Origin of the sequence: Morganella sp. HSTU-ASny43 (assembly GCF_022819185.1) — a bacterium.
Lineage (GTDB): Bacteria > Pseudomonadota > Gammaproteobacteria > Enterobacterales > Enterobacteriaceae > Morganella > Morganella morganii.
Genome location: NZ_WSPG01000007.1, coordinates 129014 through 145615, shown reverse-complemented (window position 1 = coordinate 145615; position 16602 = coordinate 129014). Strand labels below are relative to the sequence as shown.

General features: G+C 52.8%; 18 protein-coding genes. 9 read left to right on the top strand and 9 right to left on the bottom strand.

Annotated elements, in window-relative coordinates; genetic code table 11:
* Positions 1–310 precede the first annotated feature (310 nt).
* Entirely contained in the window at positions 311–745 is a 435-nt protein-coding gene (slyA, locus tag GN208_RS05865; protein WP_015422751.1) for a transcriptional regulator SlyA, read from the top strand.
* 59 nt (positions 746–804) lie between these two features.
* On the opposite strand, the gene GN208_RS05860 is transcribed toward slyA, so the two are convergent.
* Positions 805–1272 (bottom strand): glycine zipper 2TM domain-containing protein, encoded by a 468-nt coding sequence (locus tag GN208_RS05860; protein ID WP_004235484.1) that lies wholly within the window; start codon positions 1270–1272, stop codon positions 805–807.
* A 318-nt stretch (positions 1273–1590) separates the two neighbouring features.
* Here GN208_RS05860 and anmK point away from each other — a divergent pair, with 318 nt between their 5' ends.
* The 4 genes from anmK (at position 1591) to pdxY (ending at position 5805) form a co-directional block, all read left to right on the top strand.
* Positions 1591–2709, top strand: a complete 1119-nt coding sequence (gene anmK / locus GN208_RS05855) for an anhydro-N-acetylmuramic acid kinase (protein ID WP_004235485.1) — start codon at positions 1591–1593, stop codon at positions 2707–2709.
* 54 nt (positions 2710–2763) lie between these two features.
* A complete protein-coding gene (gene pdxH, locus GN208_RS05850; protein WP_004235487.1) occupies positions 2764–3414 on the top strand; it encodes a pyridoxamine 5'-phosphate oxidase in 651 nt (216 codons plus the stop codon).
* Between the two features lie 135 nt (positions 3415–3549).
* Entirely contained in the window at positions 3550–4824 is a 1275-nt protein-coding gene (gene tyrS / locus GN208_RS05845; protein WP_004235488.1) for a tyrosine--tRNA ligase, read from the top strand.
* Positions 4825–4938: 114 nt separating this feature from the next.
* On the top strand, positions 4939–5805 hold the full coding sequence (gene pdxY / locus GN208_RS05840; RefSeq protein WP_004235490.1) for a pyridoxal kinase PdxY: 867 nt from the start codon (positions 4939–4941) through the stop codon (positions 5803–5805).
* An 81-nt stretch (positions 5806–5886) separates the two neighbouring features.
* On the opposite strand, the gene gstA is transcribed toward pdxY, so the two are convergent.
* The gene (gstA, locus tag GN208_RS05835; protein WP_004235492.1) at positions 5887–6492 is read right to left on the bottom strand and encodes a glutathione transferase GstA; all 606 of its coding nucleotides are present in this window, start codon (positions 6490–6492) and stop codon (positions 5887–5889) included.
* A 196-nt stretch (positions 6493–6688) separates the two neighbouring features.
* Between gstA and GN208_RS05830 the strand changes: the two genes are divergently transcribed.
* A complete protein-coding gene (locus GN208_RS05830) occupies positions 6689–7612 on the top strand; it encodes a Gfo/Idh/MocA family oxidoreductase (RefSeq protein ID WP_004235494.1) in 924 nt (307 codons plus the stop codon).
* A 188-nt stretch (positions 7613–7800) separates the two neighbouring features.
* Here GN208_RS05830 and fabI read toward each other — a convergent pair whose 3' ends face one another.
* The 7 genes from fabI to pspF form a co-directional block, all read right to left on the bottom strand.
* Positions 7801–8589: an enoyl-ACP reductase FabI gene (gene fabI, locus GN208_RS05825; protein ID WP_004235495.1), complete on the bottom strand. Its 789-nt coding sequence runs from the start codon at positions 8587–8589 to the stop codon at positions 7801–7803.
* Positions 8590–8726: 137 nt separating this feature from the next.
* On the bottom strand, positions 8727–9536 hold the full coding sequence (gene sapF, locus GN208_RS05820) for a putrescine export ABC transporter ATP-binding protein SapF (protein ID WP_004235496.1): 810 nt from the start codon (positions 9534–9536) through the stop codon (positions 8727–8729).
* Positions 9536–10528: a putrescine export ABC transporter ATP-binding protein SapD gene (gene sapD, locus GN208_RS05815; protein ID WP_004235497.1), complete on the bottom strand. Its 993-nt coding sequence runs from the start codon at positions 10526–10528 to the stop codon at positions 9536–9538. Before sapD ends, sapF begins: the two co-directional genes overlap by 1 nt.
* Complete coding sequence (gene sapC, locus GN208_RS05810; RefSeq protein ID WP_004235498.1) at positions 10528–11418, bottom strand: putrescine export ABC transporter permease SapC; 891 nt, start codon at positions 11416–11418, stop codon at positions 10528–10530. Before sapC ends, sapD begins: the two co-directional genes overlap by 1 nt.
* Complete coding sequence (gene sapB, locus GN208_RS05805; RefSeq protein WP_004235499.1) at positions 11405–12370, bottom strand: putrescine export ABC transporter permease SapB; 966 nt, start codon at positions 12368–12370, stop codon at positions 11405–11407. The genes sapC and sapB overlap by 14 nt, the downstream gene beginning before the upstream one ends.
* Positions 12367–14055, bottom strand: coding sequence for an ABC transporter substrate-binding protein SapA (gene sapA, locus GN208_RS05800; protein ID WP_004235500.1), 1689 nt, complete (start codon positions 14053–14055; stop codon positions 12367–12369). The genes sapB and sapA overlap by 4 nt, the downstream gene beginning before the upstream one ends.
* Before the next feature lie 71 nt (positions 14056–14126).
* Positions 14127–15113 carry a phage shock protein operon transcriptional activator gene (pspF, locus tag GN208_RS05795; RefSeq protein ID WP_046024635.1) on the bottom strand — a complete coding sequence of 329 codons (987 nt, stop codon included), beginning with the start codon at positions 15111–15113 and terminating at the stop codon, positions 14127–14129.
* 173 nt (positions 15114–15286) lie between these two features.
* On the opposite strand from pspF, the gene pspA reads away from it, so the two are divergent.
* The 3 genes from pspA to pspC are packed head-to-tail and all read left to right on the top strand — an operon-like array spanning position 15287 to position 16582.
* Complete coding sequence (gene pspA / locus GN208_RS05790; protein WP_004235502.1) at positions 15287–15961, top strand: phage shock protein PspA; 675 nt, start codon at positions 15287–15289, stop codon at positions 15959–15961.
* 46 nt (positions 15962–16007) lie between these two features.
* Positions 16008–16229 (top strand): envelope stress response membrane protein PspB, encoded by a 222-nt coding sequence (gene pspB, locus GN208_RS05785; protein ID WP_004235503.1) that lies wholly within the window; start codon positions 16008–16010, stop codon positions 16227–16229.
* On the top strand, positions 16229–16582 hold the full coding sequence (gene pspC, locus GN208_RS05780) for an envelope stress response membrane protein PspC (RefSeq protein ID WP_004235504.1): 354 nt from the start codon (positions 16229–16231) through the stop codon (positions 16580–16582). Before pspB ends, pspC begins: the two co-directional genes overlap by 1 nt.
* Positions 16583–16602: the final 20 nt, after the last annotated feature.

Below are 16602 nucleotides of genomic sequence, written 5' to 3'. Positions count from 1 at the left end.
ATCATATATCAATTATTTTTTGTTAAAAATAAAATGGTGGTTATGTAAAAAAATATAGATCCGTTCAGTGATGATCGCTATTCTTAATGTGAAACAAGTTCATCAGCTTAATCAATTAAATTTGTATAAAAAGCTAATTATTTCGTGCCTATTAAATTGACTATGACATAAGCATGAACTGTTTTTGTCACACAGCAATATTGCGTCCGCTGTTAATAAACACCGCAGCGCTGCGCTTCTTTTTTCGGGTGATTGAAAGACATGATGGCGTGTATATGCGTCCGTACCGTATTCACATAAGGAGAAATTTGTGGAGTTAACATTGGGATCAGACTTAGCGAGGTTAGTGCGGATTTGGCGATCACTGATTGACCACCGGCTCAAACCACTGAAACTCACACAGACACACTGGATTACACTCTACAATATCAGCCTGCTGCCGCCGGATCAGTCTCAGATTCAGCTGGCAAAAGCGATTGGTATTGAACAGCCGTCGCTGGTCCGCACGCTGGATCAGCTGGAAGAAAAGCGGTTAATCACACGACATATCTGTATTAATGACCGCAGAGCGAAACGGATTAAACTGACGGAGGAATCAGAACCTTTTATTCGTGAGGTGGACGCGGTAATTGAAAAAACACGGCGTGAAATTCTGGGCGGGATCACGCAGGATGAATTATATACGCTGGCGGAGATTGTCAGAAAACTGGACAATAATATCGTACAGTTGCACAACCGTAACTGACGGCAGGTAATAAAAAAGGCGAAACAGTTGTTTCGCCTTTTGCCGGTAAACCGTGAAAATTAACGCGGAGATACGGTATAGGTTGAACCGGATTTCGCGATACGGACACGCTGACCGACGGAGAACGGGGTTTTACCTTGTTTCTGTACAACAACAATGATTTCGCCGTTATCCTGTTTCAGTTCCAGCTCAACACCGGAAGTGTTGTTCATTGCTGCCTGAACGTTCTGGCCTGCAACACCACCAGCAATTGCACCTGCTGCGGTAGCCAGGGTCTGACCGGTGCCGCCGCCGACAGTGCTGCCTAAAATACCACCCAGAATTGCACCACCGGCCGCACCGAGGATATTTTCGTCACTGCCGCCCTGGATAGTTACCGGACGGGCGCTCATCACTGTACCATAGGTAACGGTCTGAACACGTTTCGCCTGGTCTGCACTATAAGTGTCACCACTCAGTGTGTCCATATTCACACAACCGGAAAGGGCCACGACGGCAAATACACCGACGAGAAAACGCTTATACATACTTAACTCCTGATTATTGTATTCACAGATTCAGATGTGTTCATTATCTGTAGTGTAATATCTTATCTATTATCGCAGAATAATTTAGCATTAAAAACGTTTTATTTTCATCTTCATTAGGAACAGCTTAAAGCGAAACGTTCCGGCGGCAAGGTAAATCCTCTTATTTCACAAATGTGAAGCGTGCATCAGAATGAGGATTAAGTGGGGTCACGGTACGAAAAGGGGTGAATCTGCGGAGCGCCCTGATTATAGTAGTCACACGGAATATGAATACTATATTTTTATCAGACGGTTATTGATTAAAAGGAACAGGTTATGCGTTCGGGACGTTATATCGGCGTGATGTCAGGAACCAGCCTTGACGGGGTGGATGTTGTTCTGGCTGCGATTAATGATTCAGTGGTGGCGCAGCAGGCGGCGTATTCGCATCCGTTTCCGCACGCGCTGAAAAAGCGCATACTGGCGGTATGTCAGGGACAGCAGACGACGCTGTCAGAAATCGGCCGTCTGGATTATGAACTGGGCACACTGTTTGCTGACGCTGTCGGCGGGCTGCTGGCACAAACCCGGCTGAATCCGCAGGATATTGCCGGCATCGGCTGTCACGGACAGACCGTCTGGCATGAGCCGGACAGCGAAACACCTTTTACCATGCAGCTCGGGGATAACAACAGGGTTGCCGCGCTGACCAATATCATGACTGTCGGGGATTTCCGCCGCCGTGATATGGCTTACGGCGGGCAGGGCGCGCCGCTGGTACCTGCCTTTCATCAGGCGGTGCTCGGTGTGGCGGATGAAAAACGGATTATCCTGAATATCGGCGGGATCGCTAATATCACCACACTGATTCCGGGGGCGGAGGTCAGAGGGTATGACACCGGACCGGGCAATATGCTGATGGACAGCTGGACATGGCGGCACCGTGCCGAGCCGTATGATAAAGACGGTGAATGGGCGAAAAGCGGGCACGTTAATCAGGACTTACTGGCACAGATGCTGAGTGATCCCTATTTCCGCCGTCCGGCACCGAAAAGTACCGGGCGTGAATATTTCAATATGCAGTGGCTGACCACACAACTGGATAATTTCCCCGGCCTGAAACCGGAGGATGTGCAGGCAACCCTGCTGGCGCTGACCACTGTCAGTATCAGTGAGCAGGTTACGCTGTGCGGCGGCTGTGAGCGCCTGCTGGTATGCGGCGGTGGTGCGCGCAATCCGCAGATTATGGCGCAGTTATCCGCACAGTTGCCGGGCACTGAAGTGAGCCCGACTGATAAATACGGCCTGAGCGGCGATGATATGGAAGCTCTGGCATTTGCCTGGCTGGCGGCGCGGACACTGGCCGGTGAACCCGGTAATCTGCCGTCTGTCACCGGCGCAGACCGGGAAACCGTATTGGGTGCGGTATATCCTGTTATCCGCCGGCTGCCGTAACAAAAGACAACACAGTTTCAGTTATTAAAAAGATAAGATAAGAGGATAAAAGGCATGTCAGATGAGTTTACTGACGTTGCGGATCTGCGACGTGAATACACCAAAGGGGGGTTGCGCCGCCGTGATCTCAGCGACGACCCGCTGGAAATGTTCGAACGCTGGCTTAAACAGGCGTGTGAGGCAAAACTGACCGACCCGACTGCGATGTGTGTGGCGACCGTGGATGAAACCGGCCAGCCGTATCAGCGTATTGTGCTGCTCAAGCACTTTGATAAAGACGGGCTGATTTTCTACACCAATATGGGCAGCCGCAAGGCGCAGCATCTGGCAAAAAATCCGAAAATCAGTGTGCATTTCCCGTGGTACAGCCTGGACAGACAAGTCTGTTTCCTCGGCGAGGTGGAGCGCTTATCCACACTGGAAGTAGTAAAATATTTCCACAGCCGGCCGAAAGACAGCCAGATTGCCGCATGGGCATCTCAGCAATCCTCACGGATTTCCGCACGCGGTATTCTGGAAGGCAAATTTCTTGAGCTGAAACAGAAATTTAAGCAGGGTGATGTTCCGCTGCCGAGCTTCTGGGGCGGTTTCCGGATTAAATTCAGTTCTGTTGAGTTCTGGCAGGGCGGTGAACACCGTCTGCATGACCGCTTCCTGTACACCCGTACCGCAGACGGCTGGGATATTGACCGCCTCGCGCCGTAACCGGCTGTTGTCAGAATTTCTTCAGTAAAATCATTTTAATTGCTGGCACTTCACGGAGTGCCGCTTTATGCTATAGCCTTCATATTTCCAATCCACTATTTTTGCATAGACAAAACAGAACTGACGGAGTCATTGATGTCTGGTACGAACCTGATAAAACAACTGCAAGAGCGGGGCCTCATTGCCCAGGTTACGGATGAAAAAGCGTTAGCAGAGAGACTGGCGCAGGGCCCGATCTCCCTCTATTGCGGTTTCGATCCGACCGCTGACAGCTTGCATTTGGGCCACCTGGTTCCGTTGCTGTGCTTAAAGCGTTTCCAGTTAGCCGGGCACCGTCCGGTGGCACTGGTCGGTGGGGCCACGGGGCTGATTGGCGACCCGAGCTTTAAAGCAACGGAGCGCAAACTGAATACACAGGATACGGTTCACGGCTGGGTGGATAAAATCCGTCAGCAGGTTTCCCCGTTCCTCGATTTTGACTGCGGCGCGAACAGTGCTATCGCGGCAAACAACTATGACTGGTTCGGCTCGATGGATGTGCTGACCTTCCTGCGTGATATCGGTAAACACTTCTCTGTGAACCAGATGATCAACAAGGAAGCGGTTAAGCAGCGCCTGAACCGCGATGATGTCGGTATTTCATTCACCGAATTCTCTTACAACCTGTTGCAGGGTTATGACTTCGCCCGTCTGAATAAAGATCACGGCGTTGAGCTGCAAATCGGCGGTTCTGACCAGTGGGGTAACATTACCTCCGGTATCGATTTAACCCGTCGTCTGAACCAGCAGCAGGCCTGGGGTCTGACCGTTCCGCTGATCACCAAATCTGATGGTACCAAATTCGGTAAAACTGAAGGCGGCGCGGTATGGCTGGATCCGAAGAAAACCAGTCCGTACAAATTCTACCAGTTCTGGATCAACACTGCGGATGCGGACGTCTATCGTTTCCTTAAATTCTTCACCTTTATGAGCCTCGAAGATATCGATGCACTGGAAGCGGAAGACAAAGCCAGCGGCAAAGCACCGCGTGCCCAGTACGTTCTGGCAGAGCAGGTGACAAAACTGGTTCACGGCGAAGCTGGGCTGACGGCTGCCCGTCGTATCACTGACAGCCTGTTCAACGGCGATGTATCAAGCCTGACTGAAGATGACTTCGCGCAGCTGGCGCAGGATGGTATGCCGCATATCGAACTGGACAGCGATGCGGATTTACAGCAGGCGCTGGTGGTTGCGGAACTGGTTCCGTCACGCGGTCAGGCCCGTACCATGATCGGCTCCAATGCGGTGTCTCTCAACGGCGAAAAACAGTCTGATGCGGAATACCGCTTCACTGACAGCGACAAGCTGTTCGGACGTTACACTCTGCTGCGCCGGGGCAAAAAACATTACTGTCTGATCTGCTGGAAATAATAGTTTACGGTAATCAAGGGCAACGAAGGTTGCCCTTTTTGATCTGTCAGCAGGATCTTTTCTGTTTCACAGAATATGATATGCACAGTAATAATAAAAAATCAGGTTGTATCAATGAAAAATATTCTCTCTATCCAGTCCCATGTTGTGTATGGTCACGCCGGTAACAGTGCGGCTGAATTCCCGATGCGCCGCATGGGCGTTAATGTCTGGCCGCTGAATACCGTCCAGTTTTCTAATCACACACAGTATGCACAAGGCTGGACCGGCTGCGTGATGAGCGCAGAGCACATCACGGAGATTGTGGACGGCATTGATAAAATCGATCAGCTGACCCGCTGTGATGCGGTGCTCAGCGGCTACCTCGGCTCGGCAGAGCAGGGCAAGCGTATCCTGGATGTGGTGAAAAAAGTCAAAACCCGCAATCCGCAGGCATGGTATTTCTGTGACCCGGTCATGGGACACCCGGAAAAAGGCTGTATCGTGGCGCCGGGAGTGGCGGATTTCCTGTGTCAGGAAGCACTGGCAGTCAGCGATATGATCGCCCCGAACCTGCTGGAACTGGAAACCCTGAGCGGACAAACCATTCATAATGTGGATGAAGCCGTTGCCGCTGCCCGTGAACTGTGCAAAAAAGGGCCGCGTCTGGTACTGGTCAAACACCTGTCCCGCGCTGGTTACCGTGCTGACCGCTTCGAAATGATTCTGGTCACTGCTGAGCACGCCTGGCATGTCAGCCGTCCGCTGGTGGACTTCGGTGAACGTCAGCCGGTGGGTGTGGGCGATTTAACCAGTGGTCTGATGCTGGTGAATCTGCTGAAAGGCGAAGAACTGCCGAAAGCACTGGAACATGTAGCTGCTGCTGTGTATGAAGTAATGCTGAAAACCAAAACCATGAATGAGTACGAACTGCAACTGGTTGCGGCTCAGGATGAAATGGTGCTTCCGACACACAAATTCTGCGCTGAACAGATCGACTGAACCGGTCTGAACATCGCATCAGCATAAAGAAAACGCCGGACAGATAATCCGGCGTTTTTTTGTTTCTGCGTATCAGAAAGATTAAATCAGACCTTCCGCTTCCATCGCATCCTGCACATGCGGACGATGGGCAATTTTCGCCAGATACGCCTGTAAATGCGGATACGGCTCAAGTGAAATCTTCAGATGCGGAGCCCAGCCGCAGACAGTAAACAGATAAGCATCCGCTACGGTAAAACTGTTGCCGGTAATATACGGGCTTTTCGCCAGCACGCCGTCCACATAGGCAAACTTATTCATCAGATTGCGCAGTGCAATTGGCCGGTAATCTTCCGGGGTTTCCGGAGAGAACAGCGGGCCGTAGCTTTTATGCACTTCGCTGGCAATATAGTTAAGCCATTCAATCTGATGATAACGTTCCATCGTTCCCGCCGGGGCAATAAGCTTGCGATCCGGTTTCTGATCAGCAAGATACTGCACAATCGCCACACCTTCGGTCAGTAGCTGGCTGTCACAGATACTCAGTGCGGGGACTTGTCCTTTCGGATTAATTTTCAGGTAATCATCACCGTTTTCGGTTTTTTTTGCTTTCAGATCGACACGGACCAGGGAAAAATCCAGGCCGGTTTCACGCAAAATAATATGGGGTGACAGTGCACAACTTCCCGGGGTATAGAACAATTGCATGGTATGCTCCTCAGTTAAAACAAAAGAACGGACATGGCAGTAGTGATGAAGTATAGACCGGTATTCGCGGGCGGGATGTATTCAGAATGCGAATTATTTGTCGGTTAACGCCATCTTTCCATATAATCGCCACAGATTCAATTTATGGGAAGACTTTGTAATTCATTGTTACAAAACACTAAAAGGTAGAGCACACATGAAAAAAATCCGTATCGGGATCGCCGGGCTGGGCGGGATAGCACAAAAAGCGTATTTGCCGGTTCTGACCAGAACGGATAACTGGGTGCTGTCCGGCGGGTTCTCGCCGAACCAGGAAAAGGCACGTCAGGTCTGTGATGTGTACCGCTTTCCTCTGTTTCCGTCACTCAGTGCGCTGGCGGAACAATGTGATGCCGTGTTTGTTCACAGCAGTACAGAGAGCCATTTTCAGGTGGTCAGCGAATTACTGAATGCGGGGTGCCATGTGTATGTTGATAAACCTCTGGCAGCATCGTATGAACAATCAGAAGCCCTCGTCAGTCTGGCGGAGAAAAAACAGCGGGCACTGATGGTCGGGTTCAACCGGCGCTTTTCACCGTTTTATCTGCAGCTCAGAGAACAGATTGCCGGAAAAGCGGCATCGATCCGTATGGACAAACACCGCAGCAACAGTGTCGGGCCGCATGATGTGGCTTTCACGGTGACCGATGATTATCTGCATATCGCGGATACCCTGCTCTGGCTGGGACGGGATGGGAATGTGGTGCTGAAAAGTGGTCATATGCAGGTGAATGAGGCCAATCAGTTGCTGTATGCGGAACACCATTTACAGACAGATAACGGCACCTGGCTGACAGCCTCTATGCACCGCTGTGCGGCGAGTCAGCGGGAGCAGGTCAGTGTGACCGGACGTGACGGCTGTTATCAGGTGACGGATATGAATCACTGGCGCAGTGAAACTGCCGCCGGGATACAGGAACAGCACCCGAAAGCGTGGGATCCGGTACTGGTTCAGCGCGGATTTGACGGTGCGGTGCGGCATTTTATCGAATCTGTTGCCAATCAGACACAACCGCTGGTCAGCGGCGAAGAGGCGCTTTATGCGCAGCGGCTGACGGAGAAATTGCTGACAGGCCGGTAATTAAAAGAAGTGCTCTCTGAAAGTGCGGGGAACAGCTGACAGCAGGCAAAACGAAAAGACGCTGTAAACACCTCCCTGTGCGCTCAGGCGCGTCATCCATGACGCGCATGCTTTTCGTCCGCTTGCCTGCTGTCAGCTGATTGACCTGTCCGGCGGTGATATTAATGGAAAGCCGGACAGAAGCAGGATTACTTCAGTTCCAGCTCATTCATTGCCGCGATACTGAAACCGCCGTCAACATGCAGGATTTCACCGGTAATACCGCCGGCCAGATCAGAGCAGAGGAACGCTGCCGCGTTACCCACATCTTCTGTGGTGACTGTACGGCGCAGCGGGGTGACTGCTTCACAGTGCGACAGCATTTTGCGGAAATCTTTAATACCGGATGCTGCCAGTGTACGGATAGGACCGGCAGAAACCGCATTAACACGGATGGTTTCTTTCCCCATCGCGTTCGCCATATAACGGACGTTCGCTTCGAGAGAGGCTTTAGCAAGACCCATGGTATTGTAGTTCGGGATAGCGCGCTCCGCGCCCAGGTAAGAGAGGGTCAGCAGGGCGGAATTCGGGTTCAGCATACTGCGGCAGGCTTTTGCCATCGCCACAAAACTGTACGCGCTGATGTCGTGAGCAATACGGAAGCCTTCACGGTTTACCGCATCCACATAGTCGCCGTCCAGTTGGTCAGCCGGGGCAAAGCCGATAGAGTGAACAAAACCGTCAAATTTCGGCCAGACTTTGGCTAATTCCGTGAACAGATTTTCAATACTTTCATCTTCTGCCACATCGCAAGGCAGAACGATGTAGGAACCCAGAGACTGAGCGAACTCTTCAACACGGGGTTTCAGCTTGTCATTCTGGTAGGTGAATGCAAGTTCCGCCCCCTGGTCACGCATTGCTTTGGCAATACCGTAAGCAATCGATAATTTGCTTGCAACCCCTGTGATCAGGATGCGTTTACCGGTCATAAAACCCATAGCAGTTTCCTTGTGTTTTCTCTGTCACCTTCTGCGCCGCAACCCGGCAGGTGACACGTTTAGTAAAAATCCGGCTGATGTTAACAGGTTACCGGAAATTGAGATGTAACCGGCCTGAATTATCAGAATACCGGCAGTTAATCCACATCCTGGCGCCAGGCTTCGGCGGACAGTGCTTCACCAAAGTGGCTGGTGATAAGGCGGCGTGTGACATCGTGCAGCGGGGATGCCAGTACCTCGGCAGTGTTACCGCGCTCGACAACTTCACCGTTGTGCATCACCAGTATCTGGTCACTGACATGTTTTGCCATGCCCAGATGCTGTGTGACATAAATATAGGCAATTTTTTGCGTTTCCTGGAGTTCAAGGATCAGATTTATGATCTGTGAACGTAATGACATATCCAGAGAGGCGAGCGCTTCATCCGCCACAATCACTTCCGGCTGCAGAATCAGGGCGCGGGCGAGGGCCACACGCTGTTTCTGTCCGGAAGCCAGCATGTGAGGATAGTAATCCGCGTGATCCGGCAGCAGACCCACCTGACGCAGTGTTGCGTTAATCCGCAGACGTCGCCCGGCAGCATCGAGATCTGTATTGAGCATCAGCGGCAGCTCAAGGATTTGCCCCGTGCGCTGGCGCGGATTAAGCGAGGTGGCCGAATCCTGGAATATCATGCGGATGCGCTGGCTGCGGTAGCTGTAATCACCAAACGTCAGTTTGTGTTTGTCGATCAGGATTTCCCCGCCACTCGGTTCGATCATCCCGGATAACATCCGCGCGAGGGTGGATTTGCCGGAGCCGTTTGCGCCGGTAATGGCAAGTGTTTGGCCGGGTTGCAGTGTAAAACTGACCGGTTTGACCGCCTCAAGCTGATGACGGCGGAAAAAACCATCCCGGTAACGGAAGGTTTTGCTCAGGTTTTTGACTTCCAGCAGCGGACCGGGCATCACACATCCTCCATATTCAGCGGGAAGTGGCAGGCAAAACTGCGGTTTTTGACTGTCCGCAGACGCGGCGCGTCAATACACACTTTCTGAGCATACGGACAGCGCGGCCCCAGGCGGCAGCCGACCGGCAGATGCTCCAGTGACGGAATCGCGCCCGGCAGGGTATTCAGGCGGCATTTGTGTGCCAGTGCCTTTTCAAAATCAGGGATAGCCCGCATCAGTGCCTGAGTATACGGGTGATGGGGTTTGAGCAGAAGGTCATCCGGCTCGGCACTCTCCACGGTCTGGCCGCAGTAGAGCACATTAATGCGATCCACCAGCTGGCTCATTAACTGCAAATCGTGGCTGATCAGCAGGATGGTCATATTGTTGTTCTGGTTCAGCCGGGTCAGCAGGCGGAAAATCTGCGCCTGAGTATCGGGCTCCATGGCGTTGGTCGGCTCATCGGCGATCAGCAGGCGCGGCTGATTGGCCAGCGCAATTGCAATCATCACCTTCTGGCATTCCCCTTCGGTCAGTTCGTAGGGGTAGCTGCTCATCACATCTTTGTGATCCTTAATACCGACACGGTGCAGCAGCTCAATCGCCCGGCGCTTACGCCAGTTAAAGCGTTGCCACCAGCGGCCTTTGTATGTCCAGCCGGGGATGGACTGAATCAGCTGTTTACCGATATTTTCTGACGGATCCAGACAGGATTGCGGCTCCTGGAAAATCATCGACACATTGTGGCCGATCACCCGGCGGCGCTGGCGGGGTGTGAGTTTCAGCAGATCGATATCATTAAACCGGAAGCGGTCTGCCGTTACGCGCAGATTATCTTTGGTGATACCGGCAATCGCTTTGGCGATCAGACTTTTACCGGAACCGGATTCCCCGGCCAGGCCGCGGAACTCCCCTTCGGTCAGGGATAATGTCACGCGGTCAACGGCTTTGACCGGCCCTGCGGCAGTCATAAATTCAATGGTTAAATTGCGGATATCCAGTAACGGCATTATTCAACCCCCGCATTAATAGCACGCTGTAACCCGGTACCGAGCAGATTCACCAGCAGAACACTGATAAGGATGGCGGTTCCCGGCAGAAGTACGGTCCAGGGCGCCACATAAATCAGTTCCAGAGAATCCCCGAGCATCGCTCCCCATTCCGGGGACGGCAGTTGTGCCCCCAGCTCGAGAAAACCGAGCGCGGCAATATCAAGGATAGCAATGGACAGAGCGCGCGTCAGTTCGGTGACGGTCACGGCACTGATATTCGGCAGCACAGTATGGATCAGAATATTGAGGTTGGACGCGCCGTCGAGCCGGGCGGCAATAACATATTCCTTATCAAGCTCATCATGTACTGCGATATAAATCATCCGCACAATACGCGGCAGCAGTGCCAGTGCCACGGCAATCATGGCGTGGCTGAGACTGGCGCCAAAAAAAGCCACCACAATAATTGCCAGCAGCAGAGAGGGCAGCGCCAGCAGGGTATCAAACATATGGTTAAAAATGGCTGAGCGCAGACCGGTGGTCATCCCTGCCAGACAGCCGATGATAATCCCGGCGACGGCGGCAATGACGGTAACCAGCAGTGCACCGCCGAAGGTGGATTGTGTACCGAGGATCAGACGGCTGAAAATATCACGGCCGAGATCATCCGTACCGAGGAAGAAGGCGACATTCCCGTAATGAGACCAGGAAGGCGGCAGCAACTGATGACCGGCAAATTGCTGGTCGAGCGCATAAGGGGCTATCCAGGTGCCGCCGATCGCCAGCGCAATCAGAAACAGCACGCCGTAAAAACCGATCATAGCCGGAATATCTGCAGTGAAATGCTGCCAGATAACCCGCCCCGGTGACGGCATCCGGTCTTCACGGTAGAAATTATCTGAAGGCATACCATTCCTTATGTTTCAGCGGGCTGCTGACGGCACCCAGAATATCCGACAGCATATTGATAATCATCACCATAGTGCCGACCAGCATGACACCGGCGGAAATCGCGGCAAAGTCCTGCTGGCGGATTGCGGTGATCAGCCAGCGGCCGATTCCCGGCCAGTTAAAGACCACTTCTGTGACCATCGCCAGCGTCAGCATGGTGGAAAACTGTAACCCGAGTTTCGGGATCACCGGCGGCAGCGCATTGTGCAGCACATGACGGCGGATAATGGTCAGCCGGGATAAACCACGGATAGCGGCGGCTTTAATATAGTTCTGGCTGATAATCTCTTCGGTACTGGTGCGCATCAGGCGGATAACTTCCGTCATCGGCGCAATGGACAGCGTGATCACCGGCAGCACCATGTGAGACAGCACATTGAGGATCATCGCCTGACGGTATGGTGAATCCGACAGCCAGGCATCAATCACCGCAAATCCGGTAACCGGTGTTAAATCATACAGCAGGTCAATGCGTCCGGAGACCGGCAGCCAGTCCAGCCGCAGAGAGAAGAACAGGGTAAGCAGCAGTGCCAGCCCGAATACGGGAATCGAAAACCCGACCAGCGCAAAGGTGCTGATGGCGATATCCGCCATTTTATTACGCCAGACCCCGGCAATAATCCCGGCGGGAATACCGACCACCAGCGCCAGCAGAAACGCCAGGCCGCACAGCTCCAGGGTGGCGGGCAGTGCTGCCCACAATTGCTGGCTGACCGGCTCACCGTTAATCACGGAACTGCCGAAGTCCCATGAAAACAGACTCTTATAGTAGAACAGTACCGCATCCGTCAGAGAAGCGCCGCTCAGCGGTGCATTTGCCGGGAAGTAACTCAGGCTGAAACTGAGCACCGACAGAAAACAGAGCGTGATCAGCACCAGCAGCAGACGGCGCAGAATAAAAATAATCATGGTTCAGCCTCCGGCTCCGGGTCATCCCCGGTATCACGGTAGACACCGGCAAAAGAGGTATTACCGAATGCGCTCAGTACCAGCCCTTTAATATCATAGCGGAATGCCTGTAACCGCAGTGAGTAGGCCAGCGGCAGTACCGGCAGATCCTGTGCCAGAATCTGCTGTGCTTTGTGATAATACTCAATCCGGCTGCTCAGTTGCTGCTCAAGCAGCGCCTGGTGGATCACATCATCAAATTCCGGGGAACACCAGTGGCTCAGATTGGTTTGCGAACCGATAGCCGCACAGCTGAGCAGCGGACGGAAAAAACTGTCCGGGTCATTACTGTCGGTTGACCAGCCTGCAAGGGTAATATCGTGGCTGCGATCCATCAGGCTGTTTTCCTGAAAACGCCCCTCAACCGGGCGGATATTCATTTTTATCCCGACACGGGCCAGATCCGCCTGAATCAGCTCAGCCATTTTCAGCGGGCTGGGGTTGTAAGACTGCGAGGCGGTCGGTACCCAGAGATTCAGCGTCATACCGCTCAGTCCCAGCTCATTGAGCATTGCTTTGGCTTTTTCGGGATTATATTCCGTCACCCTGGTCTGGTTATCATACGCCCAGGAGACGCGCGGCAGAATAGACGCAGCAGTTTCCGCCGTGCCGTAATAGATGGATTTCATCAGGCGCTCATTATTAATTGCGAAAGCAATCGCACGGCGCGCCTGCGGATTATTAAACGGCGGTTTGCTGGTATTAAACGCCAGATACGCGATATTCATTCCCGGGCGCAGCATCAGGCTCAGGCGCGGGTCATCGCGCAGCACCTGTAGCTGGCTGGCGGCGGGATAGGCCAGCACATCACACTCACCGGTGATCAGTTTTGACATCCGTCCGGTGCCGCCCGCCCCGAGATCAACCACCACTTCCTGCATGCGGGGTTTGCCTTTGCGGTAATTATCATGGCGCTGCAGACGGACAAACTGGCCGCTCTGGTAATCATCCAGATAATACGGCCCGGTGCCGACCGGTTTCCAGTCGAGCTGTTCCTGACGGCGGGCTTTCAGCAGGTTATCGGCATACTCTTTGGACAGAACCGGCGCGTAATGGGTTGCCAGATGCCACAGGAAGGAGGCATCCGGCGTATTCAGTTTAAATTCAACGGTATAATTATTGATTTTGCGGATGGATTTAACATTGGACGCAAACTGCAGACTGTCAAAATAAGGATAGCGGCCGCCGTTGATATAGTGATACGGGTTCTGTTTATCCACCACGCGGGAAAAGCTGAACACCACATCATCCGCATTCATTTTGCGGGTCGGTTTAAACCAGTCAGTAGTCTGAAAATCGGTATCACGGCGCAGATAAAAACGGTAGGTCGCGCCGTTATCCAGCACTGTCCAGCGGGCAGCCAGTTCCGGGATCAGGCGATAGGTGTAAGGGTCAACATCCAGCAGGCGATCGTAAATCTGTGCCGCCAGCGGCTCGACAATCAGCCCGCTGCTGGCCAGCTGCGGGTTAAATGTACTGATGTTGCCGTTCACACAATAGACAAAACCGGTATCGCGGACCGGCGGCAGCGGAGCGGCCTGAGCCGTGACCGGTTTTACCGGCTGGTCTGTCTGCGGGGCGGGTGCGGCGGCAAAGCCTGAAACAGGCAGGAGAACCGCACAGGCCCGGATAATCCAATGGCGCATAAATCAGTTACCGTTAAAAATGAACAGGGCATTGTATCGCAATTTGTGCGACTAACCAAAAACGGAAGCATTTAATCCGGTTGCGGGCTGCCGGCATGTTTTTTCAGTAATCCGCGAAACTGATGATAGGTCAGATTCAGCAATTGTGCTGCTTCCCGCTGATTAAACTGCGCGCGCTGTAATGCGGCATCCAGCGCGTCCTTCTCCTGTGTATGCTGCCACTGCTTCAGGGAGAACGGCAGCGGCGGCAGAGCCTGTGCGGCGGCGTCCGCTGAAGGAGCCGGCGCGGTGACAAACGGGTTGATCACCAATTCTGCCAGCGGTTCGGTGGTATCTCCCTGACGGTACAAAGATCGCTCAATCACATTTTTCAGCTCACGGATATTGCCCGGCCAGTGATAGTTCTGCATCTGTTGCAGGGCGTGCGGGGAAAAACCGGCAAAAAACGGCGTGCCCATCTCCTGACACATCTGCACGGCAAAATGACCGGCGAGTTCGGTCAGGTCGCGCGGGCGCTCGCGCAGCGGCGGGATATTGACGACATCAAAGGCCAGCCGGTCGAGTAAATCGGGGCGGAATTTTCCCTCTGCCGCCAGCGCCGGTAAATCCGCATTGGTGGCGCAGACAATCCGTACATCCGCTTTCAGGGTCTGCTGTCCGCCGACACGCTCAAATTCCCCGTATTCAATCACCCGCAACAGTTTTTCCTGCACGGTCAGCGGCGCGGTACCCAGTTCATCAAGAAACAGTGTGCCGCCGTCCGCCCGCTCAAAGCGGCCCTGATGGCGGCGCTGAGCCCCCGTAAAAGCCCCGGATTCATGCCCGAACAGCTCGGAATCGAGCAAATTATCGTTAAGTGCCGCACAATTCAGTGCAATAAATGGCTCATCCCAGCGCGGAGAGAGATAATGAAGACGGTGAGCAAATAATTCTTTACCGGTCCCCCGTTCTCCGCAAATCAGTACCGGCCGGGCAATTTTTGCCAGCCGCGACACTTTTTCCAGTGCATCGAGAAAGGTATTATCAATACCGATCAGGGTTTCCGTATTATTTTTCATGATTAATTTAACCACTAAATGGCGAATATTACCACTTTACAAAAAGTCATGACAAAAGGGAAATAAATAAACCTGAGAAAAAACAAACGGGTAAAAAAAATCACCGAGTTGGCACGCATCTTGTAATAGCAAACGTGTCATAAGACATAACTGCTGATAAAAGGACATCAATCATGGGAATCTTTTCACGTTTTGCCGATATCATTAACGCCAACGTTGCATCACTGCTGGATAAAGCGGAAGATCCGCAGAAAATGATCCGCCTGATGATTCAGGAAATGGAAGATATGCTGGTGGAAATCCGCTCCACCTCTGCCCGCACCCTCGCGGAACGCAAAAATCTGTCACGTCAGATTGAAAGCGGTGAGCGTCAGGTGAGTGACTGGCAGGAAAAAGCGGAACTGGCGATTGTCAAAGGAAAAGAAGATCTGGCCCGCGCCGCACTGCTGGAAAAACAGCGCGTGGAAGGCCATGTCGATACACTGCGTCATGAGCTGATTATTCTGGACGAAACTATCGCCCGGCTGAAAAATGAAATTAACGAACTGGAACAGAAACTGACTGAAACCCGTGCCCGCCAGCAATCCATGGTGGTGCGTCACGAAGCGGCAAAATCATCCCGTGCGGTGCGCCGTCAGCTCGACAGCGGCCGGATGGATGAGGCAATGGCCCGTTTCGAGCAGTTTGAGGCGCGGATTGACCATATGGAAGGTGAAGCCGCAAGCTATGGTCTGGGGAAAGAAAAATCACTGGAACAGCAGTTTGCCGAGCTGAAAGCGGAAGATGAGATCAGCGCGCAAATCGCGGCCATCAAAGCACGTCTTGAAAAAGAAGAAAAGGGCGAATAAGGTCGGTAACAGGCTTTCCTGAATTAATACCATTAAGGACAAAAATATGGCATTTGTATTTTTAGGTATACCACTGACAATTTTCGTGTTGTTCGTGCTGCCGATCTGGTTATGGCTGCACTATAACAGTCAGCGGGGAAGCCGGGCCGGTGAATTTGAAACCCGCCGTCTTGCGGCGCTGGCGGAAAATGCTCAGCAGATGGAAGCGCGGATCAAAACCCTGGAATCGATTCTGGATGCGGAAAATCCGGGCTGGAGGCAATCATAATGGAATTTCAGTCACGCAAACTGTACCGCTATCCGGATGAAGGTATGTTCCGGGGCGTATGTGCCGGTATTGCCAACTATTTTGATGTACCGGCCTGGATGATCCGCATTATCGCGGTGGTGGCAACATTTACCGGCTTTTTCTGGCTGACTATCACCCTCTATATTCTGATGGGAATGATCCTGCCGGTGGTGCCGCGTGATTACCCCGGCCGCGACGGAGGAGTGAATGCGGCCATGCTGCTTGAACAGACAGAACGCAGCCAGGCGCGTACCGAAAAACGGATCCGCGACATTGAGCGCTATGTGACCTCAGAACAGTATGCGCTCAACCGCCGCTTCCGTGACCTGTAATCTGTCAGACGGAGAACAGT